The 20926-nt window shown below is 56.7% G+C and carries 18 protein-coding genes and 1 other annotated feature; of the genes, 3 read left to right on the forward strand and 15 right to left on the reverse strand.

Features of this window, described 5'->3' with window-relative positions; all coding sequences use genetic code 11:
- Nucleotides 1-54: 54 nt before the first annotated feature.
- From hemG to hemE, 3 genes are read right to left on the reverse strand one after another with little or no spacing between them, the layout of a single operon-like run.
- Nucleotides 55-1566: a protoporphyrinogen oxidase gene (gene hemG / locus ACFPPD_RS24020; protein WP_209744066.1), complete on the reverse strand. Its 1512-nt coding sequence runs from the start codon at nucleotides 1564-1566 to the stop codon at nucleotides 55-57.
- A complete protein-coding gene (gene hemH / locus ACFPPD_RS24025; RefSeq protein ID WP_378083649.1) occupies nucleotides 1563-2534 on the reverse strand; it encodes a ferrochelatase in 972 nt (323 codons plus the stop codon). Before hemH ends, hemG begins: the two co-directional genes overlap by 4 nt.
- On the reverse strand, nucleotides 2531-3586 hold the full coding sequence (gene hemE / locus ACFPPD_RS24030) for a uroporphyrinogen decarboxylase (RefSeq protein ID WP_209744069.1): 1056 nt from the start codon (nucleotides 3584-3586) through the stop codon (nucleotides 2531-2533). The genes hemH and hemE overlap by 4 nt, the downstream gene beginning before the upstream one ends.
- A 187-nt stretch (nucleotides 3587-3773) precedes the next feature.
- On the opposite strand from hemE, the gene ACFPPD_RS24035 reads away from it, so the two are divergent.
- A complete protein-coding gene (locus ACFPPD_RS24035) occupies nucleotides 3774-5003 on the forward strand; it encodes an MFS transporter (protein ID WP_209744072.1) in 1230 nt (409 codons plus the stop codon).
- A gap of 291 nt (nucleotides 5004-5294) precedes the next feature.
- Here the strand turns inward: ACFPPD_RS24035 and tyrS are convergent, their stop codons facing one another.
- A complete protein-coding gene (gene tyrS, locus ACFPPD_RS24040; protein WP_209744388.1) occupies nucleotides 5295-6551 on the reverse strand; it encodes a tyrosine--tRNA ligase in 1257 nt (418 codons plus the stop codon).
- 87 nt (nucleotides 6552-6638) lie between these two features.
- Nucleotides 6639-6865 (reverse strand) — a binding site (T-box leader).
- A gap of 464 nt (nucleotides 6866-7329) precedes the next feature.
- On the opposite strand from tyrS, the gene serS reads away from it, so the two are divergent.
- Nucleotides 7330-8613: a serine--tRNA ligase gene (gene serS, locus ACFPPD_RS24045; RefSeq protein WP_209744075.1), complete on the forward strand. Its 1284-nt coding sequence runs from the start codon at nucleotides 7330-7332 to the stop codon at nucleotides 8611-8613.
- 371 nt (nucleotides 8614-8984) lie between these two features.
- On the opposite strand, the gene ACFPPD_RS24050 is transcribed toward serS, so the two are convergent.
- From ACFPPD_RS24050 to ACFPPD_RS24075, 6 genes are all read right to left on the reverse strand, one after another.
- Nucleotides 8985-9941 (reverse strand): ABC transporter ATP-binding protein, encoded by a 957-nt coding sequence (locus tag ACFPPD_RS24050; RefSeq protein WP_209744078.1) that lies wholly within the window; start codon nucleotides 9939-9941, stop codon nucleotides 8985-8987.
- Complete coding sequence (locus tag ACFPPD_RS24055) at nucleotides 9934-10968, reverse strand: ABC transporter ATP-binding protein (protein WP_209744081.1); 1035 nt, start codon at nucleotides 10966-10968, stop codon at nucleotides 9934-9936. Before ACFPPD_RS24055 ends, ACFPPD_RS24050 begins: the two co-directional genes overlap by 8 nt.
- A gap of 13 nt (nucleotides 10969-10981) precedes the next feature.
- Entirely contained in the window at nucleotides 10982-11896 is a 915-nt protein-coding gene (locus tag ACFPPD_RS24060; protein ID WP_209744084.1) for an ABC transporter permease, read from the reverse strand.
- A gap of 3 nt (nucleotides 11897-11899) precedes the next feature.
- On the reverse strand, nucleotides 11900-12829 hold the full coding sequence (locus tag ACFPPD_RS24065) for an ABC transporter permease (RefSeq protein WP_209744087.1): 930 nt from the start codon (nucleotides 12827-12829) through the stop codon (nucleotides 11900-11902).
- A 138-nt stretch (nucleotides 12830-12967) separates the two neighbouring features.
- Nucleotides 12968-14662: a peptide ABC transporter substrate-binding protein gene (locus ACFPPD_RS24070; RefSeq protein WP_209744090.1), complete on the reverse strand. Its 1695-nt coding sequence runs from the start codon at nucleotides 14660-14662 to the stop codon at nucleotides 12968-12970.
- Between the two features lie 504 nt (nucleotides 14663-15166).
- Complete coding sequence (locus tag ACFPPD_RS24075) at nucleotides 15167-15829, reverse strand: O-methyltransferase (protein WP_209744094.1); 663 nt, start codon at nucleotides 15827-15829, stop codon at nucleotides 15167-15169.
- Nucleotides 15830-15987: 158 nt separating this feature from the next.
- Between ACFPPD_RS24075 and ACFPPD_RS24080 the strand changes: the two genes are divergently transcribed.
- Entirely contained in the window at nucleotides 15988-17976 is a 1989-nt protein-coding gene (locus ACFPPD_RS24080) for an LTA synthase family protein (protein ID WP_209744097.1), read from the forward strand.
- Between the two features lie 61 nt (nucleotides 17977-18037).
- Here the strand turns inward: ACFPPD_RS24080 and ACFPPD_RS24085 are convergent, their stop codons facing one another.
- The 5 genes from ACFPPD_RS24085 to racE form a co-directional block, all read right to left on the reverse strand.
- Nucleotides 18038-18292 (reverse strand): YuzB family protein, encoded by a 255-nt coding sequence (locus ACFPPD_RS24085; protein WP_209744100.1) that lies wholly within the window; start codon nucleotides 18290-18292, stop codon nucleotides 18038-18040.
- Nucleotides 18279-18581, reverse strand: coding sequence for an iron-sulfur cluster assembly accessory protein (locus ACFPPD_RS24090; protein WP_209744102.1), 303 nt, complete (start codon nucleotides 18579-18581; stop codon nucleotides 18279-18281). The genes ACFPPD_RS24085 and ACFPPD_RS24090 overlap by 14 nt, the downstream gene beginning before the upstream one ends.
- Nucleotides 18582-18632: 51 nt before the next feature.
- Nucleotides 18633-18896, reverse strand: a complete 264-nt coding sequence (locus ACFPPD_RS24095) for a hypothetical protein (RefSeq protein ID WP_209744105.1) — start codon at nucleotides 18894-18896, stop codon at nucleotides 18633-18635.
- A 64-nt stretch (nucleotides 18897-18960) separates the two neighbouring features.
- Nucleotides 18961-19875: a M14 family metallopeptidase gene (locus ACFPPD_RS24100; protein WP_378083657.1), complete on the reverse strand. Its 915-nt coding sequence runs from the start codon at nucleotides 19873-19875 to the stop codon at nucleotides 18961-18963.
- A 186-nt stretch (nucleotides 19876-20061) separates the two neighbouring features.
- Complete coding sequence (gene racE / locus ACFPPD_RS24105; protein WP_209744391.1) at nucleotides 20062-20874, reverse strand: glutamate racemase; 813 nt, start codon at nucleotides 20872-20874, stop codon at nucleotides 20062-20064.
- Between the last annotated feature and the right edge of the window lie 52 nt (nucleotides 20875-20926).

Below are 20926 nucleotides of genomic sequence, written 5' to 3' on the forward strand. Positions count from 1 at the left end.
TTTGCCCGGATACAAAACCACCCGCGAACCTGAATCGCGGATGGCAGTCATGGCTTATCGCGCCAGCAGCGCTTGCGCCGCTTGTTTGCCTTGAGCGACGCAGTCGGGCAATCCGACTCCGCCGAACGCCGCGCCCGTCGCCAGCACGCCGGGAAGCCGTTCCGCCAATCCGGCGCGGAAAGCGGCCAGCGCTTCCCCGTGACCAACGGGGTATTGCGGCATCGAATGCCTTAGTCTCGTAATCTCTACGAACTTCGGTTCCGCCGTCAGTCCCATCAGCTCGCGCAAGTCGCGTTTCACGGCAACCGAAATTGCCTCGTCGCTCCATTCCACGCCCGCTTCGTCTCCCGAGCGCCCGACGTAGCAGCGGACGAGCCGCTTGCCGTCCGGCGCGGTATGCAGCCATTTCGACGACGTCCACGTGCTGGCCGTAATCGCCCTGCCTTCCTTGCGGGGAACGAGGAATCCCGATCCGTCCAAGTCATGGTCGAAGCCGTCGGCGTCGTACCCCATGACCACGTTCGCTACGGACACGTAACGGATGTCGCGCAAGGCCGTAACGTCGGTATATGGAGCAAGCAGCCCCGCCGCCGCGTAAGCCGGAAGCGTCACGATCGCGTCGTCGGCGCTGAGCGTCGTCCCATCCTCTAGCCGAAGCCGGTATCGTCCTTCCCCTTCAACCGTGTGCTTGTTCAACTCCAGCGATTCGATTTGCGCGCCGAGTCGAATGACGCAGTCCGCTTCCTTCAATGCTTCCTCCAACGCCTCGATGACGCTGGACAAGCCGTTGCGGAACGTCATGAACACCGAAGCCGGCAGATTGGAAGCCGCCGATTCCCCAGCGCCGCCGGCATGTCCGATCGCGTCGTCGCCGGCCGCCTTGGCCGCCGCTTTCGCCTGCGCCGCCTCCGCGGCAACGCGTTGCGACTCCCTCGTGCCCGCGATCAAGCTTCCTTGCTCCTTCACCATGGAACGGAATTGCGGGAACGTCGCTTGAAGCCCGAGACTGTATAGATCGCCGGCATGAATGCCGGCCAAGAGCGGTTCGAATACGCGCTCGACCATCTCCCGGCCCATGCGACGCTCCAAGAAGAGACCGACCGGCTCGTCCGCGGGCAGCTCGCCCGCCGGCAGATCGATTTCCGCGAAAGCACGAAGCTTTCCCGACTCGCTGACGAGCTCGGTGCGCATGAACTTCTCGCGGTCGGTCGGCACGCCCAACGTCATGCCTTCCGGCATCGGAAGAAGCCGATCTTCGTGCGAGATGTACGTCTTCTTCGCGGCCGGATTCGTGCCGACGAGCTCGTCTTCGAGTCCGAGATCGAGCGCCAAGTCGATCATCGGTTGCTTGCGGGCGAGGAACGAGTCCGGCCCTCGCTCGATGACGAATCCTTCCCGGCGAAGCGTGTTCACCATTCCTCCGAGCCGATCGGAGCCTTCCAGCACCGTCACCTCGAGCTTCTCCCCGCGTTCCGCCGACAGCTTCGACAAATAATAAGCGGCGCTAAGGCCGGTAATTCCACCGCCCAGCACCGCTACCCGGCGAACGGGCCCAAGCGCCGTCATTCGCCGATTCTCCCGTTCGCGGCCTTGACGACGGTATCCGCCATCGCCAGCATATATTGCGAATCGTCGTTCAGCATGCGAATGCGCTCCAAGCGGACTCCCCGCTCTTCCGCGAACTTGCGCGCTTCGATATCGATGTCGTACAGCACCTCGAGATGGTCGGACACGAAGCCGACCGGCGTGACGAGCACGCGCTTCACGCCTTCGGAAGCGAGCTTCTCCAACGTCTCGAGAATGTCCGGTCCCAACCATGGCTGGCCCGTCTGGCCCGCGCTTTGCCAAGTAAACCGCCAGTCTTTCACGCCTGCGGCCGCGGCGACCGCCTCCGACGTCGCGAGCAGTTGATCCTGGTATGGATCCTTCATCTCCAACACCTTCGCAGGCAAGCTATGAGCGCTGAACAAGACTAGCGATTCCGAACCGGCCGCTTCATCGAAGCGAGCAAGTCCTTCCGCTACTCTCTTGCTCAAGGCGTCGATCAGTTCGGGGTGCAGGTGGTATTCCTTGACCGCGACGAACGAGATCCCTTGCTTCTCCGCCTCGTCTTGCGCGCGCTTCATGTAACCGCCGACGCTCATGGCCGAATATTGCGGCGTCAGCACGATGCCGACCGCTTCCTTGATGCCGTCCGCCGCCATCGCCGCCACGCCTTCCTCGATATAAGGATCCGCATGCTTCAGGCCTTGGTAGCAGACGTAAGCGCCTTCGCCCGCGATGCCGTCCAGCGTGCGCTGAAGCGCCTCGACTTGCCTATTCGTGTTCTCGCGCAGCGGGAATACGCCGCCTACGATCGTCTTGTAGCGGCTCGTCAAGTCTTCCAACTGCTCCGCCGTCGGCGGATGTCCTCTGCGAATATGAGTATAGTAAGCTTCTACGCCTTCCAGGCTTTCCGGCGTTCCGTAAGACATCACGAGCACGCCAGTCGGTTTGCGTTCCGTCCCGCTCATCCCCGCTTTGATGTGACTCATCCCCGAACCCCCGTCGCGATCCGATTTTCGCTATATTCATGCACGTAGTCCGTCAATGCCCTTAGTTTTTCCAGCGACGCCTCGGGGTACAAACCATGTCCCAAGTTAAAAATAAAGCCGGGCTCCCGCATGCCCTCATCGATAATTCGGCGCGCATGCTCGTGTACGACTTCCTGCGGAGCGGTCAGCACGTAAGGATCGAGATTGCCTTGGATCGCGAATTTGCCGCCCGTTCTTCTCCGGCCTTCGGAAGGAGACACGCGCCAATCTAGGCCGACGACGTTCGCCTTCAAATCCGTCAAGTGCGGCAACAGCTCTCCGGAACTGACTCCCGGGAAATAGATTTTAGGAGCGTCCAGATCGGTTAGCTTCGCGAAAATGCTCTCGACGTGAGGAAGCACGAACGTCTTGAAATCGTGCGGCGCAAGCGCCCCTACCCAGCTGTCGAACAGTTGCACCGCTTTCGCTCCGGCGGCGATATGCGCGCGCAAATAAGAGGCCGCCATGTCGGCCAGCTTGCCCATGAGCATATGCCAAATTTCCGGCTCGCTGTACATAAGCGTCTTCGTCCGGATATACGACTTGGACGGACGTCCTTCGATAATATAGCTCGCGAGCGTAAACGGCGCTCCGGCGAACGTAATGAGCGGCACCTTCAGCTCCCGATCCAGCATGCGGATCGTCTCTATCACGTGAGGCAAATCGCGTTCGACCTCGATCGGAGTCAGCCGTTCGACGTCTTGAGCGCTGCGGACCGGATTATGGATGACCGGACCGACGTCCTTGACGATGTCGAAATCGATGCCGATCGACGCGACCGGGTTCATGATGTCGGAATACAGAATCGCGGCGTCTACGCCTAGCTTGCGCACCGGCATGAGCGTCACTTCCGCCGCCAGCTCCGGCTGCTTGCATATTTCGAGCAAAGAATATTTTTCTTTGATTTTGCGGTAATCCGGGTCGTAACGTCCGGCTTGGCGCATGTACCAGACCGGAACGCGCTCCGTCGCTTCTCCGCGGCATGCCCGCAGGAACAAATCGTTGTCTATCATTTTCGCAGCCTCATTCATGTAACGGATTGGCTTTCATTGCTTTCATTATGCTCCTTTTGAAGCGCCCGAACAACCTCGGCCGGCGCGTCTAGTATGACAATAGTTTGACAATCCGCTTGCCGGGTATCGCTTTGTCCGTGTTAGGATTAACATAGGAGTACATCGCTTGATCGCGGAAGGAGCAACTATGCAACGGCAACGATGGAAAACGAACCTTACCGTCCTGATGGGCGGCAACTTCCTGGTCATGGCGGGAATGATGATGATCGTGCCGTTCCTCTCCCTCTACTTGAAGCAAGACTTCGGCCTGACGGACGAGCGCGAAGTCGGCGTATGGGCCGGATTGATTTTCGCCGCGAACTTCGTTACCTCTTTCATTTTCCAACCCCTTTGGGGTAAGCTCGCGGACAAGTACGGTCGGAAAGTGATGCTGCTGCGCTCCGGCTTCGGCATGGCGATCATCACCGCGCTCATGGGCTTCGCGAAGGAGCCTTGGCATTTGCTCGCGCTTCGGATGCTGAACGGCGTCGTCGCCGGGTACACGCCAGCCGCCGTCTCGCTCGTATCGGCGACGACGCCGAAAAACCGGATCGGCTTCGCGATGGGAACGCTGCAGTCGGGAGGCACCGCAGGCGCGATTCTCGGTCCGTTCTTCGGCGGGCTGCTCGCCGACTCGGTCGGCTTTCGGCCGATCTTCTACATTACCGGCTCGCTGCTCTTTCTCGCGTCCGCGATCTCGTGGCTGCTCGTCCGCGAGAACTTCGATCGTTCCGCCGCGGCGCTGAAGAAACAATCGGGCGTCATCAAAGGCTTGCGAGAGTTGCTCGTCATTCGCCAACTTCCCGTCTTGTTGACGATCACGTTCCTCATCCAATTCTCGATGCTCAGCCCAATGCCGCTCATGCCGCTGTACGTGGAGAAGCTGCACGGCACGGCGGCAAACTTGGCGTTCTACGCCGGTTTCGTCGGCTCGGTCACCGGCTTGTCCAACATGGTGTGCGCGCCGATTCTCGGCAAGCTAAGCGACCGGATCGGCTCTTCGCGCATTTTGCTTATTTCGCTTGCCGGCGCGGGCGTCATGTTCATTCCGCAGGCGTTCGTCGGCTCCGTCGGACAGTTGCTCTTGTTTCGCTTCCTGCTCGGTTGCTTCATGGGCGGGCTGATCCCGACCGTCAACGCCCTCATACGCAAGCATACGCCGGACGACATGGTCAGCCGATCGTTCAGCTTTAATAGCAGCTCGCTCGCCCTCGGCAACATGCTCGGCCCCGTCGTCGGCGGCGCCTTGTCGGGCTTGATCGGCATCGAGGGGCTGTTCGTATTCTCGGGCGTGCTTCTATTTGCGACCTGCGCTTGGGCGACGCAGGCTTTGCGGGCGAGAAGAACTGGGGCTATCGATGCGTCACGGAAATATTGAGCTAGCAATTTCGATAGCGGTACGGGGCGCCGTTAATTCGGCGGAATGGCGCGGTTCGCCGCATTTAGCGGTGAGGAATCGAGGTCGTTAGTGGTCTGCCAGAACGTTATTTGGGCGGATCGAGGGGAATCGAGGTCGTTAGTGGTCTGCCAGAACTTTATTTGGGCGGATTGACCGCGAGCGTTAAGCGGTTATACGGGCAGCATGTCCCAACCTCAAAAAAGCAGGGAACGAATCCGCGGCGCCGAAGCGCGCGCTCGATTTCGTTCCCTGCTTTCTCTTTCTTCCCGCCTACTCGAACTTGACGAGAAAGTAATTTTTCTTGCCTCTGCGCAGCACGACGTATTTGCCGTGCAGCCGGTGCTCCTGCGTCAGGACGAGGTCGACCGCCGTCTGGCGCTCGCCGTTCGCGTAGACGGCGCCGCTCTCGATGTCCTGGCGCGCTTGGCGCCTGGACGGAGCCGCTTGCGCCGTGATCAGCAGATCGAGCAGCGGAGTCTCCGACTCGCCCGTCACGACCGTCGTCGGCATGTCGCGGAGCGCTTCGACGAGCTCGTCTTCGCTCAACTGCGTCACGTCGCCGGAGAACAGCGCCTGCGTGATCTTCTCCGCGCTGACGAGCGCCTCTTCGCCGTGCACGAGCCGCGTCACGTCGCGGGCGAGCTCGCGTTGCGCTTCCCTTTTCTCCGGACGCTCGGAGAGCGCTTGTTCGAGCTCCGCGATGCGTTCGCGGCTCAAGAACGTGAAGTACTTCAGGAACTTGATGACGTCGTTGTCGTCGGTGTTGATCCAGAACTGGTAGAACGCGTATACCGACGTTTTACTGCGGTCGAGCCAGACGGCGCCGGATTCGGACTTGCCGAATTTCTTGCCGTCGCTCTTCGTGACGAGAGGCACCGTCAAGCCGAACGCTTCTCCGCCGCCCATTTTACCGATTAGGTCGAGCCCCGCCGTAATGTTGCCCCATTGGTCGCTGCCGCCGATCTGCAGCGAGCAACCATGATCCGCGTGCAGCTTGTAGAAATCGTAGGACTGCAAAATCATGTAGCTGAACTCCGTGAACGAGATCCCGTTCGCGAGACGCGAGTCGACGGAATCTTTGGCCAGCATGTAGTTGACCGTAAAGTTCTTGCCGATGTCGCGCAGGAACGTGATGATGTCCATCGGCCCGAGCCATTCGTAGTTGCTGACGAGCTTCGCGCCGCTTGCCTCGCTAAAGTCGATAAAACGCGACAGCTGCCCTTTCAACGAATTCGTCCAAGCCGCGACCGTATCGTCCGAATTGAGCGACCGTTCCGTCGTCCGTCCGCTCGGATCGCCGATCAGCCCCGTGCCGCCTCCGACAAGCGCGATCGGACTGTGGCTCGCACGTTGGAAATGCCGAAGAATCAACACCGGAAGCAAGTGTCCGATATGAAGGCTGTCCGCCGTCGGGTCGAAGCCGCAGTACAGCTTGATCGACTCGCTGTCCAGCTTCTTCTGCAATTCCTCGCGATGCGTGACCTGTTGAATCAGTCCCCTGTATTCCAGCTCTTCCAATACGTCGATCGCGTTTCCGTTCGCCATAAGAATCTCTCCTTTTGATTTTGCCGTATACGACCTGTCTGGACGCAAAAAAGACCCGATCTGTCCGAAGACAGGGACGAGTCATCGCGGTACCACCCTGGTTGAGCACGCCCGTGGCATGCTCCGCTCTCGCCGGATATCGGTCGGCTTCCGTTTTCCCCTTCCGCGGCGCCGCGGGTTCGGAAGAAAATGCTCCGGGACGTAATTCGCCCTTCGCGCGCGTACCGGCTTGCATCGACCGCCGGCTTTCTGGAACGCTGATCGCGAAAGCTACTGTTTCCCATCATCGCTAACGTATACAGTATCGTTTGAATCACTTTATCTTATACCCGGTCCCTTGTCAATCGCTATCCGCTGCCTATATTTTTCGCGCGTCGACCCTTGCTTCTTTTCCCGGCCATGCGCTATACTACAACAAATCGAATATCCGATAACATGCCTATGAAGAGCATCCAACTCGGAGGCGTTCTCGTCAAGCCGGGCCGCGAACCGCGCCCTCCCTAAGTTAACCGTGATCCGCACGTTACCGCGGAACGAAAGAGGATCGGACGGCTTGTCCACGATTCGGAATGATAATGTTTCATGTTCATCATTTCTGGATCGTCTCAGCAAAGCTTCTCCTACGTCGGAAGACGTCGGAAACGCGTTTGCTTGGTTCGGTCAATTTGGGTGGCACCGCGAGTATGTAAACGCTCCTCGTCCCATGAAGACGAGGGCGTTTTTTGCGTTTTTATCCGGTTATGAAAAGGAGAGCGGTGGAATGCTGGACATCAAATGGATCAGAGAAAATGCCGAACGGGTGCGAGAAGTGGCGCGTTGGAAAAGGATCGAGCTGTCCGTGGAGGAGCTGCTCGAAAGCGACGAGAGCCGGCGCAAGCTGCTCTATGCCGTAGAGCAATTGCGGGAGACGAGAAACAAGACGTCGCAATTGATCGGCCGGAACGTAAGCCGGGGGCAATTCCTGCGCGTCGCCGAGATGAAGGAAGAAGTATCCCGCATCAACGACGAGCTTCGCGTCAAGGAAGCGGAGTTGGCGCGGACGGAAGATAGCTACGTCCGGCTCATGAAGCTCGTGCCGAACGACGTCTCTGCGGATACGCCGGTCGGGCGTTCGGACGATGACAACGTCGAGATCAGGCGCGTCGGAGAGCCGCCGCAAGCCGTCTTCCCCTTCCGCGACCACGTCGAGCTCGGCAACCTGCACCGGTTGTTCGATATCGCTAGAGGCGTCAAGGCTGCCGGGACTCGCAACTACTATTTAACGGGCGACGGCGCCTTGCTCCATCGGGCCGTACAGCAGCTCGCGTTGGATCGGCTTGTGGAAGCCGGATTCGAGCCCCTGGACGTGCCGCTCATGGTGCGTCCGGAAGCGATGGAGCATACCGGCTTCTTCCCTCTGGGAGAAGATCAAATCTACCGGATCGAGAACGAGAACAAGGCGCTGATCGGCACGTCGGAAGTGGCGCTCGTCTCGTATTACGCGAACGAGATCATCGACGTCGCGCAGCCGATCAAGCTGGCCTCCGCGTCGGTCTGCTTCCGCAGCGAAGTCGGTTCGACCGGCCGGGACGTGCAAGGCCTGTACCGCGTCCATCAATTCGCCAAGGTCGAGCAAGTCATCCTGTGCGAGGCCGACGCGGAGCTGTCCGACCGGCTGCTGGACGAGATAACGGGCCATGCGGAGTCGCTGCTGCGGCTGCTGGAGCTGCCTTACCGCGTCATGGCAGTCTGCACGGGAGACATGTCTCAGAAGACGTATAAGCAGTACGACATCGAGACTTGGATGCCGAGCCGCGGCGCCTACGGGGAAACCCATTCGTCGTCGAACTTGCACGACTTCCAGGCGAGGCGCTCGAACATCCGCTACCGCGACGCCGAAGGCAACCTGCGTTACTGCCATACGCTCAATAACACGGCCGTCGCCAGCCCTCGGATTTTAATCCCGTTGCTCGAGAACCATCAGGACGAGGACGGCAGCATCAACGTCCCAGTCGCGCTTCGTCCTTATCTCGGCGGACGAGAGCGGCTTTATCCGAAGACGTAAACCGCCGGCTAACGAGGCTGCGTACTCCTCTCATTTCCGGGGCAATAATCGCCCCCTGCATGTCGGTACGCGGCGGTTATTGCTTTAAAGCAACTAAATGCGCCGTCGGCACCCTCCGTCGTTCGAGTTATTGCTTTTATGCAGCTAAGCCGCCGCAGATACGCCCGAACCAGCCAAAAGAACCGCCGTTATAGCCAATGTGCAATAACTAGAGCCGCACCAACCCGCCCTCCGCCGATTTATTGCTCATTAGCAATAACCGGCGGCAAAAGAAGCATGCCCCTCCCTCCGGCCGTGCGAAAGGGAACAACTAAAAAAGAGCTTTCCCGCGATCGCGAACGATCGAGGGAAAGCTCTTTCGCAATGAACGATTAGAGCAAGTGGCAAGCCGCGTAGTGGCCCGGCTCGACTTCTTTGAAAGGAGGCATCGTCGCCGCGCACTGATCCATCGCGTGCGGGCAGCGCGTACGGAACGGGCAGCCGCTCGGCGGGTTCAGCGGGCTCGGGATTTCGCCCTGCAGAATGACCCGCTTGCGTTGCTTCTGCAATTCCGGATCCGGGATCGGAATCGCTGACAAGAGCGATTGCGTATACGGATGCAGCGGTTTGGCGTTCAGCTTGTCTGATGTCGCCACCTCGACGAGCTTGCCCAAGTACATGACGCCGATGCGATCGGAAATATGCTTGACCATCGCAAGGTCATGCGCGATGAACAAGTACGTCAGGCCGCGGTCCTTCTGCAGCTTCTTGAACAAGTTGACGACTTGCGCTTGGACGGATACGTCGAGCGCCGAGATCGGTTCGTCCGCGATAATGAACTGCGGCTCGATCGCGAGCGCGCGGGCGATGCCGATCCGTTGGCGCTGGCCGCCGGAGAACTCATGCGGGAAACGGCCCGCGTGTTCTTCGTTCAGGCCGACGTCGCGAAGCAATTGGCTGACGCGTTCCTTCTTCGCTTTGCCTTTGTACAGGCCGTGGATTTCCATGCCTTCGGCGATGATCTTGCCGACGGTCATCCGGGGATTCAAAGACGCGTAAGGATCTTGGAACACCATCTGCATGTCGCGGTTGAATTTCTTGCGCTTCTCGCCGCTCATCTTCTGCACGTCTTCGCCGTTGAACAGGACTTGTCCGCCGGTCGCTTCGTACAGACGGATGATCGTGCGGCCCGTCGTCGACTTGCCGCAGCCGGACTCGCCGACGAGACCGAACGTTTCGCCTTTCTTGATCGCGAAGTTCAGACCGTCGACCGCTTTAAGCACTTTGCCGCTGCTCAGCGTAAAATGCTTTTGCAGGTTTTTGACTTCAAGAATATTCTGTTCATCCATGTGCTCCCCTCCCAATTCCGACCGGCAGTTCTACCTTCGGAGCATCCGGGTGATTCAGCCAGCAAGCCGCGCTGTGGCCTTTGCCGTCGATATCGAAATGCTCGGGATCGACCTCTTTGCAAATTTGCATCGCGTAAGGGCAACGTGCCGCGAAGGCGCATCCGACCGGCGGTTTGTACAAATCCGGAGGCGTGCCGGGAATAGAGTCCAATTCCCTGTTTTTGTCGCTGTCCAAGCGGGGCACGGAACGAAGAAGTCCCCACGTGTACGGATGTTTCGGATTGTAGAAAATATCGTTCAAAGTGCCCGTTTCGACGACTTTGCCCGCGTACATGACGATGATTTTGTGAGCCATTTCGGCTACGACGCCAAGATCGTGGGTAATCAGAATGATCGACGTATCCGTCTTCTTCTGAATGTCGCGAAGCAGGTCCATGATTTGGGCTTGAATCGTTACGTCGAGCGCCGTCGTCGGTTCGTCGGCGATCAGAAGCTTCGGATTGCAAGCGAGCGACAGCGCGATCATGACGCGTTGGCGCATGCCGCCCGACAGCTCGTGCGGATATTGGTAAATGCGCTCTTGCGCGTTCGACATGCCGACGAGCGTGAGCAGCTCCGCGGAACGTTGAAGCGCTTCGGCTTTCGTCGCTTTCGTATGCTTCAGAATCCCTTCGGAAATTTGCGCGCCGACCGTTTTGGTCGGATTCAGCGACGTCATCGGATCCTGGAAAATCATCCCGATGTCGTTGCCGCGAACGTGCTCCATTTGGGATTCCGTCATTTTGGCGATATCGTGCTTGCCGTCGAACAAAATCGACGAGCCCGGTTTTATGACGCTCGGCGGAGAAGGAATGAGACGCATGATCGTTTGGGCGGTAACCGATTTGCCGCAGCCGGATTCGCCGACGATCGCCAGCACTTCGCCTTTCTCTACCGTAAAGGAGACGCCGCGGACCGCTTGAACTTCGCCCGCGTACATCTTGAACGATACGCGCAAATCTTTGACTTCAAGTATAGGCTTACCCATTCGGCACTCCTCCTTATTTTCTTGTTTTCGGATCGAGCGCGTCGCGCAAGCCGTCGCCGAGAACGTTAAAGCTTAATAGAATCAAGCTGAAGACGATCGTCGGGAAAATGATGCGGTGCGGCTGGTAACGCATGTAGTGCGCGCCGTCGTTGATCAGGACGCCGAGCGATGCCATCGGAGGACGGATGCCGACGCCGATAAAGCTCAGGAACGATTCGAAGAAGATCGCCGTAGGCACGATGAACGTGATTTGAACGATGATCAAGCCGATAACGTTCGGGATCAAGTGCTGCAGGATAATGCGCCACGGCTTGGCGCCGAGCGTTTTGGCCGCGAGCACGAATTCCTGTTCCTTCAGAAGAAGGATTTGACCGCGGACGAGCCGCGCCATGCCGACCCAACCCGTGAGAGCATAGGCGATGATGATCGATTTAATGCCCGGTCCCAAGAACACGATCAGGATGATCGCGAGAAGGAGCAATGGAATCGAGTAGATGACTTCGATAATCCGTTGCATGATGTTATCGACTTTGCCGCCAAAGAAAGCGGAGATGCCGCCGTACAACACGCCGATAACCAAGTCGAGCGTAGCCGCGACTAGGCCGATAAACAACGAAATGCGCGTGCCCCACCATACGCGGGTCCACAGATCGCGACCGAAGTCGTCCGTGCCGAAGAAATGCGTCCAAGACGGCTTCAGGTCGGTGTCCATCAAATACTGCGTTTCGTAATCGAATTTGCTGACGAAAGGCGCCACGATTGCAAGTATCGTCATTACGATTAGGACGATCAAGCCGCCCATCGCCATTTTATTGGATTTCAAGCGTCTCCAAGCATCCTGCCAGTAAGTGAGCGAAGGGCGGACGATGGCGTCGGCGCTTGTCGTTTTCTCAGCCGGTTGGAACTTATCTTTCGAGATGATTTCCATCGTTTACCTCCTCCCCGACATGCGAATCCGCGGATCGATCAAACCGTATGCAATATCGGTTAGGAACATCACGACGATAAGAATCGCAGCGTAAAAAATGGTAAGCCCGGTAATCATCGTATAGTCGAGCGTCGTAATGGAGCTGACGAACTGGTAGCCGAGACCCGGGATAACGAACACGCTCTCGACGACGAGAGTCCCCGTGATCACGTTGACCGCGATCGGCCCGAGAATCGTAACGACGGGCAATATCGCGTTGCGAAGCATGTGACCGGTAACGATTTTACGGGTCGTAAGACCTTTGGACTTAGCCGTTTTGATGTAATCCAGACTTGCGACTTCGAGCATGGAAGCGCGCATCATCCGCGCCAGAATGGCGATGGTACCGAACGCGAGCGCGATGGCCGGCAAGATGCGGTTCTCGGGTCCTTCCCACAAGCCCGGAGGAAGAATACCCCATTTATTGCCGACGTACAAAGACAAAAGCGGAGCGACGACGAAAGACGGTACCGAAATACCGATAAGCGCGATGATCATTGACGAATAGTCTTGCCATTTGCCGTGTTTCAGCGCGGCGATGATGCCGAGCGTCAAGCCGACGATGACGGAAAGAACGAGGGATTCGATCCCGAGCTCGAGAGATGCCGGGAACGACTGTCTGATGACTTCCACGACCGTGCGCGTAGGGAATTGATAAGACACGCCCAAGTCGCCTTGCGCGACGTTACCCAAATACTTCAAATATTGCTGCCACTCTGGCTTGTCCAACCCATACTGCGCCTTCAAGATTGCCAGATTCTCGGGAGGCATTTTCGCAGCCATTTCACCGAAAGGATTTCCGGGCAGCAATTTCATGAGGAAAAAGGTGGCCGTAATAATGACCCAAAGCGTGATGATCATGTAGATGAAACGGCGCAGCACGTAATTCAGCACGATGAATCCTCCTTTCAAGGAATGAATAATTTTCCTATGCCCTGCAATCAGCATGAAAGAAGCCGTTCTGTCAACGGCCTCTTTCATGGATTGTTACTTGATCTGATCGGTTATCGCTTTACGATCCGATGTTTCGGATTATTTCAACGAAGTCCATTTCAGTTCGAAGTCCGGACCGTATGGAGGCAAGATCAAGCCGTCCACTTTGTCCTTGATCAGGAACGGAGAAGAACGGAAGTACAATGGGAATACCGCTGCTTCGTCCATGAGGATTTTCTCGGCTTTTTTCAGCTCTTCGGCGCGCGCTGCGTTGTCGAGGTTCTTTTGAGCCGATTTAACGAGTTTGTCGTACTCTTCGTTCTTCCAGTCTTGCGTGTTGAACGGCGTGCCCGAGATATACATGTCGAGCCAAGTCATAGGGTCGTTGTAGTCCGCTCCCCACAACGTGGATACGATCGTGTAGTCTTTGCCGAGTTCTTTTTCAAGACGCGTTGCGTGAGGCAACGGCTCGGTAGATACGTCAACGCCCAGGTTCGTTTTCCATTGGGAAACGAGGAACTCGAGCAGTTTTTTGCCGGTTTCGGTGTCGTCGCCCATGACGGAAAGCTTAGGCAGGGACGCGATGCCGACTTCTTTCAAGCCTGCGGCAAGCAATTCTTTCGCTTTCGTTGCGTCGAACGCCACTTCCGTGTCGCCTGCGGATGCGCGGAATTCTTGGCCGTTGCCGTCGCTGTTGCCGTTCGGTACATAACCGGTCGCCGGTACGGAACCGTTTTTCAGAACGACGTTGACGAGACCCGCGCGGTCGATCGCCATGCTCATCGCTTGACGGACTTTCGCGTTGGCGAAAGCAGGAACTTTCGTTTGTTGGAAGTTCAGGTACCCCGTAACGAGCTCGCTCTTACGGTGCAATTCGGATTTGCCTTCGTAAGCTTTCATTTGGTCGCCTTTGATGTCGGCAAAATCCGTTTTGTCGGATTCGTACAGGTTGAGGCCCGTGCCGGTATCTTTAACGATGTTCAACGTGACTTTGTCGAGCTTCACGTTCGCGGCATCCCAGTATTTCGGGTTTTTCTCGAGAACGAGCGTTTGCTCGTGATCCCATTTCGTCAAGACGAACGGACCTGCGCCCAATACTTTGTCCGCATCCGCGCCGGATTTGTCGCCTTGAGCGGATACGAATTTCTCGTTTTGCGGGTAGTAGGTCAAGAACGCGAGCTGAGCCGTGAAGTAAGCGCGCGGTTGGTCGAGCGTGATTTCGAGCGTCGTGTCGTCGATCGCCTTAACGCCGAGAGCATCTTTCGCCGCTTTCAGTTCTTCAGGCGTTTTCGCGTCTTGAACGGCTTGGCCGCCTTTGACCCATGTCATGATAAAAGCGTAAGTAGCTTTCGTAGCCGGATCAAGCGCTCTTTGGTAGGAATAGACGAAATCTTTGGCGGTTAAAGGCTCGCCGTTCGCCCATTGTAGACCTGGACGCAATTTGATCGTATAAGTCAATCCGTCTGCCGAGATTTGCGGCATTTCAGCTGCAAGAGCCGGTTGCGGGTTCATGTCTTTGTCCAAGCGGTACAAGCCTTCGCTGACCGCTCCGAGGATCGTGAACGACGCGGCGCTTTCCGCGATCGATACGTCCAGTGCCGGAGGATCCGCGCGGTAGTTCATAACCAATTCTTGCTTGCTGCCCGTGCCAGCGCTGGACGTTGCCGACGCGGATGGGGACGCGGAGCCGGATGGTTCTGCGTTCTTGTTTTCATTGTTGTTGCCGCAAGCAGCGAGCAGCGAGCCTGCGAGCGTGACTGCCATGGCAGTCGTCAATACCTTCTTCAATTTCATTTTGTTGCCTCCCCGTTTTTTTACTGACTAGCATTTCAGCTCCGCATATTTCCTATGCATTCGCATGATGCCCGAAGCTACCGAATGGCCGGCATCTTCTTCGTTCCGATCCGACAATTTTCCCCGTCAAAGCGTTTTTAGCTTACTCGAAGTTAATCATTAGCTGGAACAAAAGAAATACTACTATTAACGTTCGGATTCTGCAATGCCAGTTTATGTAAGTGTTATATATAGTGACATGTAACGTTACCTAATATGACTATAAGATGACAGAAAACGCTTACTTTATTGTTTAAAAATCAATTCGGCCGTATAAACATTCGCCCCTCTTGATTGAAATGTCAAACTGTAAAATTTATTTTGAAATTACGTTCATATATTTTACATAAAAAGGGTAATTTAATTGGTGATTGGTTAAATAATTAGTACAATCCTAACTAAATTTAATAAAACTCTCCCGTCACCCGTATACATAAGTAAAAACGGAAACGCATGTTCCCGTTTTTACCAACCGTTCACTTGCAGTGAACGAATTCTCGCGATGGCCAGTCCGTCGTATGCGGGTAAATGGACGCCTTGCAGTCTTTTGTCCTTCGCGATCATTGCATTAAATTGTCGGACCGCGACGACTGAAGGTCCTTGCTTCACCTCGTCGAGGGTCCGCCCTCTCAGCAACGTATTGTCCGCCGCGACGATCGCTCCATCGTTCGCCAAGGCGATGCAAGTCTCCAAATAACGGGGGTAGTTTTCCTTGTCCGCATCGATGAAGAAGAAGTCGAATTTCTCCCCTTCCGCCATGAGCTTGTTCAGGCTTTCCGAAGCATCTCCTACTATATAATGCGCCGTATTTCCGTAGCCCGCTTCAGCCAAGTTCGCCGCGGCCAAATCGGCATAAGACTGCTTGAGCTCGAGCGAGACGAGCTTGCCGCCCTCAGGCAACCCCCTCGCCAAGCATATGCCGCTGTAACCGCCGAGCGCGCCGATCTCGAGCGCGGACTTCGCGCCCGTCGCGGAGACGAGCAGCGTCAGCAAGCGGCCGTAGCCGGACGCTACCGATATTTCGGGCATTCCCGCTTCCTTAATGCTTCCCTCCACCCGCAAGAGATCTTCGTCTTTGTCGTATAGTTCTTCGAAATACCGTTCCGCGGCGTTCGCGTCGTTCGCCATGATGGCACTCCCCCGTTTTCATGATCTTTTCATTTTACCATAAGCATTTGTAAGTGCTTCGGAATCGAGCTATACTAATTTTTGTTTACATTGTCAACATCATTTGTCCAATCGGCGTTAACGCTTCATGGGAGCCGAAAAGAAAGGAAGTCACGATCATGTACGCGCAATTGGGCGAAGGAGCCCGCAAAGCCTTCTCGTGGATCGTATGGGCATTGCGTTTATTGCCGGTGTGGAGCATCGCGCTGCTTGTCGTATCGATCGCCTACAAGCTCAATCAACTGGACCATCAATTCAACGTCGGCGGCATGAATCAATGGAAATGGTACGTCAATATCGGGGCCGCCATGCTCGCCTCCTTCTGGACGATCTTTCTCGGCACCAGGGCAAGGGCGCTCGCTCTGGCAATCCTCGATCTCGCCCTGTCGTTCCTCATGTTCTCCGATCTTATTTATTTCCGCTATTTCAAAGACTTCATTTCCGTTCCCGTCCTTCTTCAAGCCGGGCAAGTCGGAGAGCTTCAAGCGAGCATCTGGAGCTTGACCGAGCAAGGAGATTGGTTCTTGTTCGCCGACATTCCCGTCGCGATCGCGCTCGTCGTCTGGGTGTTCTGGAGCCATTCGTCCGCGAAGAAGAAAAACGCCGGAATCGCGCGCGTTCAAGTCCGTGGTCCCAAGACGTGGTGGCGCAAATTCGTTCCGGCTACGCTCGCGTTCGTCGTCGGCTGGGCGCTTATCTATTATCCGGTCGAAGAACAGAAGAACGGCTGGGCGCGCGGCTTGTTCGTCGGCAACTGGTGGAACATTCCGATCTACAACGTAACCGGACTGCTCGGCTTCCACGGCTATGACGCGTTCCGATACGCGAAAGAGCATTGGTTCGGGGACGAATTGCCACAAGAAAAGATCGACGAGGCGAAAAGCTGGTTCGAGGATCGTAAAAAGCTGCAGAAGCAGATGGAAAGCGAGCCTTTATTCGGCGAATATAAAGGAAAGAACGTATTGGTCGTTCAAGCCGAGGCGTTCCAGCAATTCGTCATCGGCCAATCGATCGGCGGAGAGGAAATTACGCCGAACCTGAACAAGTTGATCGGTGAAAGCGTCTATTTCCCGAACTTCTATCACCAGACGGCCCAAGGACGAACGTCGGACGCGGATTTCGGAACGAGCTGTTCGATGCATCCGTTGCCGACCGGATCGGTATTCATCCGGTTCGCGGGCAACGAATTCGATTGCGCGCCTACGATCCTGCATGACCAAGGCTACGACGCGACCGTTTATCACGCTTACGACGGAAGCTTCTGGAACCGCAACAACATGTACCACAACATGGATTATGACCGGTTCTACACGATCAAGGATTACGAAATCGACGAACCGGTAGGCTGGTCGCTCGGAGACCGTTCCTTCTTCCGACAGACGGTCGAACAGTTGAAGATGAGGGATAACTTCCCTTTCTACGCGATGGCGATCTCGCTATCCAGCCATCACCCTTTCAAGCTTCCTTATTCGGACCAAGAGCTGAAGGTCGGCGAGCTGCAAGGCAAGATTCTCGGCGACTACGTGCAAGCCGCCCATTACGTCGACTCGGCGATCGGCGAACTGATCGCCGACTTGAAGGAAGAGAACCTCTGGGACGATACGATACTGATGATCTACGGCGACCACGATAATTCCGTGTACGACTGGACGCAATACGAGACGCTGTTCGGCCATCCGGTATCGGACATCGACAAAGACCGGATCGCCAGGCAGGTTCCTTTCCTCATTCACTTGCCCGGCGACGGGCACGCGGGCGTCGTGGACAAAGCGGTCGGACAGATCGATACGACGCCGACGATCATGCATCTTCTCGGGATCTCGGCCGATCCTTATCGGTTGATGGGCGTGAGCATGTTATCCCAGGCAAAGAAATCGGTCGTCTTCCGCAACGGCGGCTTCACCGACGGCAGCGTCTACTTCGTGCCGAGCAGCGACGGCATCATCGCCAACGGTACCTGTTATAGCCTCTCCCCGGACGGAGGCGCCGAGAAGACGGACGCCTCGGCTTGCGCGGCGGGAGCGGAGTCCGCGAAGATCGATTTGAACGTATCGGACCGCGTCATCGAGCACGACCTGATTCCTTCGATGCGTAAGGACGAACAATAAGCGGCGCAACCAACGAAAAACAGCCTCTTCAATTTGAAGTGGCTGTTTTCTATTGGCGAGATTATTTGACGTACTTGCTCGCCTTCTCGATCGCTTCGTCTTCCGTCGGCGCCGTCACGTACCTGCCGTTGATGAAGATGAACGCATACTTCGCGCAGGGGCCGCAATAAGATTTACACGCGACTTTGACTTCCGCTTCCGGCGCTATTTTCCGCAATTTAGGCAACATCGTCTTCATCCGCATGTGCTTGCACTTGTCGCAGACTCTAATGTCGTTAGCCGGCGCTTGCAGTTCGAAGTCTTCAGTGGTCTCCATGATTGCCCTTGCTCGGATTCGTAATCACGAAGCCTTCTTTCGGTAAATACAAATAATCGATTTTGACGCCGTCGAGAAGAGCTTCTCCTTTGGTCAAAATCACGTCGATGTCTTTGTCCGTCGAGACGACTTCGTCTTTGTCCGTCGGCTTGGCCAAGTCCATGCCGTAGTGGGCATGATCTCCGTGGCTGTGCGTAATGAACACCTTCAATTTCAGATCGGCATTCTCCGGCTTGTCCAATTCAAGGCGCAGCACCCTCGCCGCGTTGCGGGTAATTTTGCATTGCATAGCGTCGTTCACTCCCGTTAAGTTCTCGTTCTCATTGTAATGAAACGCTCTCTATCGCGCAACACCGCTTTTACCGTCCGGACTACCCAAACCGTGCTTGCGCTCCATCGCTCGGGCGAACCAGCCCGCGGCGATCGCGGTGACTAGCGCATCGTCGATCGGCATGAACGGCATCAGGTCGGGAAACAACCAATACAAGCCGACCGGTACGATAAAGAGGAGCTTGTCCCTTAGAGGGACGCGGTCCGACTTCAAAATCCGCCAGACTCGTCCCGGTATTCGCTTCCACAGCGCGATCCATGATATGCGTCCCATTCCGTGCGCCTCCCGCCGGCATTTCATCGCCTTTTCTTTAGCGTACCCTTTTCCGCTCCGACAATCAACGCCGCCCGGTAGCGGCCGGCGAGCAGTCCAAAGCTTCCGCCAGCAACCTGGCGATATCGTCGTACAGTTCCTCGAAACCGTCCGTCGGCAGCGGATTGCGTCCCCAGCCCGCCTCTACCGTAAAGCCGGGCCTTCCGAACCGGTGAATGAACCAGTCCTTGTATCCCGCGTCGCTGCCTTCCAAATAAACCGCGCGATAGCCGGCAGCCAGAGCCATCCGTTCGGCCCAAACCCGAGATTCCGGCGGCTCCGCGCCCCGGTAGTTCCAGTATATTTCTTCCCCTTGGGTATGCAGGGCGATGACTGCGTGAAAGTCGTTGCGCTCGGTGAAGGCGACCAGCGCGGCCGCTTCGGGCTCCGACAACGGCCCGAGTCCCCCGTAATCCCGGGCGCACGGAGAAGTAACGCCGCGTCGGGATGCTTCCTCCTCCCAATACGCCGGAAATTGGTCATTCAGGTCGACGCCGCGAGCATTCGCCTTCCAGCGATGGAATCGATTCGAGCCTCTATTCCACTGGTACAGTCCTTCCGAGAAAGGATGATCGTCAGTCAGTCCATGCCGGGCGAGCGCGACGCCGTCCGGATTGAGCATCGGCACAACGAACAAGCTGTTCCGGGCCAATAAGTCCTCCGACGACTTGCCCCAGAAAGTCTTTTTGCCGGATATGGCCTCGGCGTATTCCACGACGAACCTCGTCAGCAGCGGCGTCGTAATCCATTCGTTCGCGTGGCACGCTCCGTTGAAATGCCAACGGAACGGCCCCGTTCCGATTCTCGCGAAGGAAATCGGTTTACCGGTCGCGCTGTTGCCGATCGTGCCGGTCGTTACGAAAGAATAAGCTTTCTCGAGCCGCTTAAGCTCGTCTTCGAAGCCGTCGGTCCCCTTGGTTACCCAATCCAGCTCGTTCATTCGTCGCATCGCTCTCCTTTCGCCCCGTTATCGGGCTATAATGCTATATGACCTTTCCGCGGCTCGTAGAACGCGCGACCGACCGCCGTGCCGATCGGATAATCGGACCGCCGCGATCGAAAACGAGTCCGCGCCGCTAGGCAACGAACCCGTTCGTCATTCGGAATATACGCCTTCGTGCGAGGATCATACGCCGATACTCGGAACTTGCCAGACGACAGGCGTGAGACGGATATGTTCTCCTAACCATTCGAGCGCGATATCCCTGAACTTCCGGGGATCGCCGCTGCAAAGAAATTGATGGAAGGGAATATCGTCGCGGCCGGCGAGATTGTTCTGTTGCTGCAGCACCGTACTGATCTCGCGAGCCGTCTCTTCGGCGGAATTGATCAGGGCGACATCGCCCCCGATCGCTTCCGATATGTCCTCCGCGAGAAACGGATAGTGCGTGCAACCGAGAATCAGGCAATCCATCGGAAAGCCGCGCAACGGCCGAAGCGCTTCGGAGACGATGCGGGTCGTTTCGTGAGAGCGAAAGTTGCCGGCTTCCACGAGAGGAACGAAAGCCGGACAAGCTTTGCTAACGATTTCGATCCGGGGAGACAGTCTTCTCAGAGCCGCATCGTAGGCGCCGCTCTTGATCGTCCCTTCCGTTCCGATGACGCCGATAACGCCCGTTCTCGTCTTGCCGATCGCGGCTCGCGCTCCCGGGCTGATCACGCCGACGACCGGCATGGCCGCCCGGCTCCTGATGTCGTCGAGCGCGACCGCCGTCGCCGTGTTGCATGCGATCACGATCATTTTCGGTTGAAACTGAATGAGGTAATCGACGATTTCGCGGGTGAATGCGATGACTTCCTCCGGGGATCTGGAACCGTAGGGGGCGCGCGCGGTGTCGCCGAAATACAAGATTTTCTCTCGGGGCAGCTGTCGCATCACTTCTTTCACGACGGTCAGCCCTCCCACTCCGGAGTCCAGGACTGCGATCGCTTGTTGCAACGGAAACACCGCTTTCCTCATAGTTGTTGAAGTCGTATCAACATAACTTATG

Origin of the sequence: Cohnella suwonensis (assembly GCF_042655365.1) — a bacterium.
In the GTDB taxonomy this organism is placed as follows: Bacteria; Bacillota; Bacilli; order Paenibacillales; family Paenibacillaceae; genus Cohnella; species Cohnella suwonensis.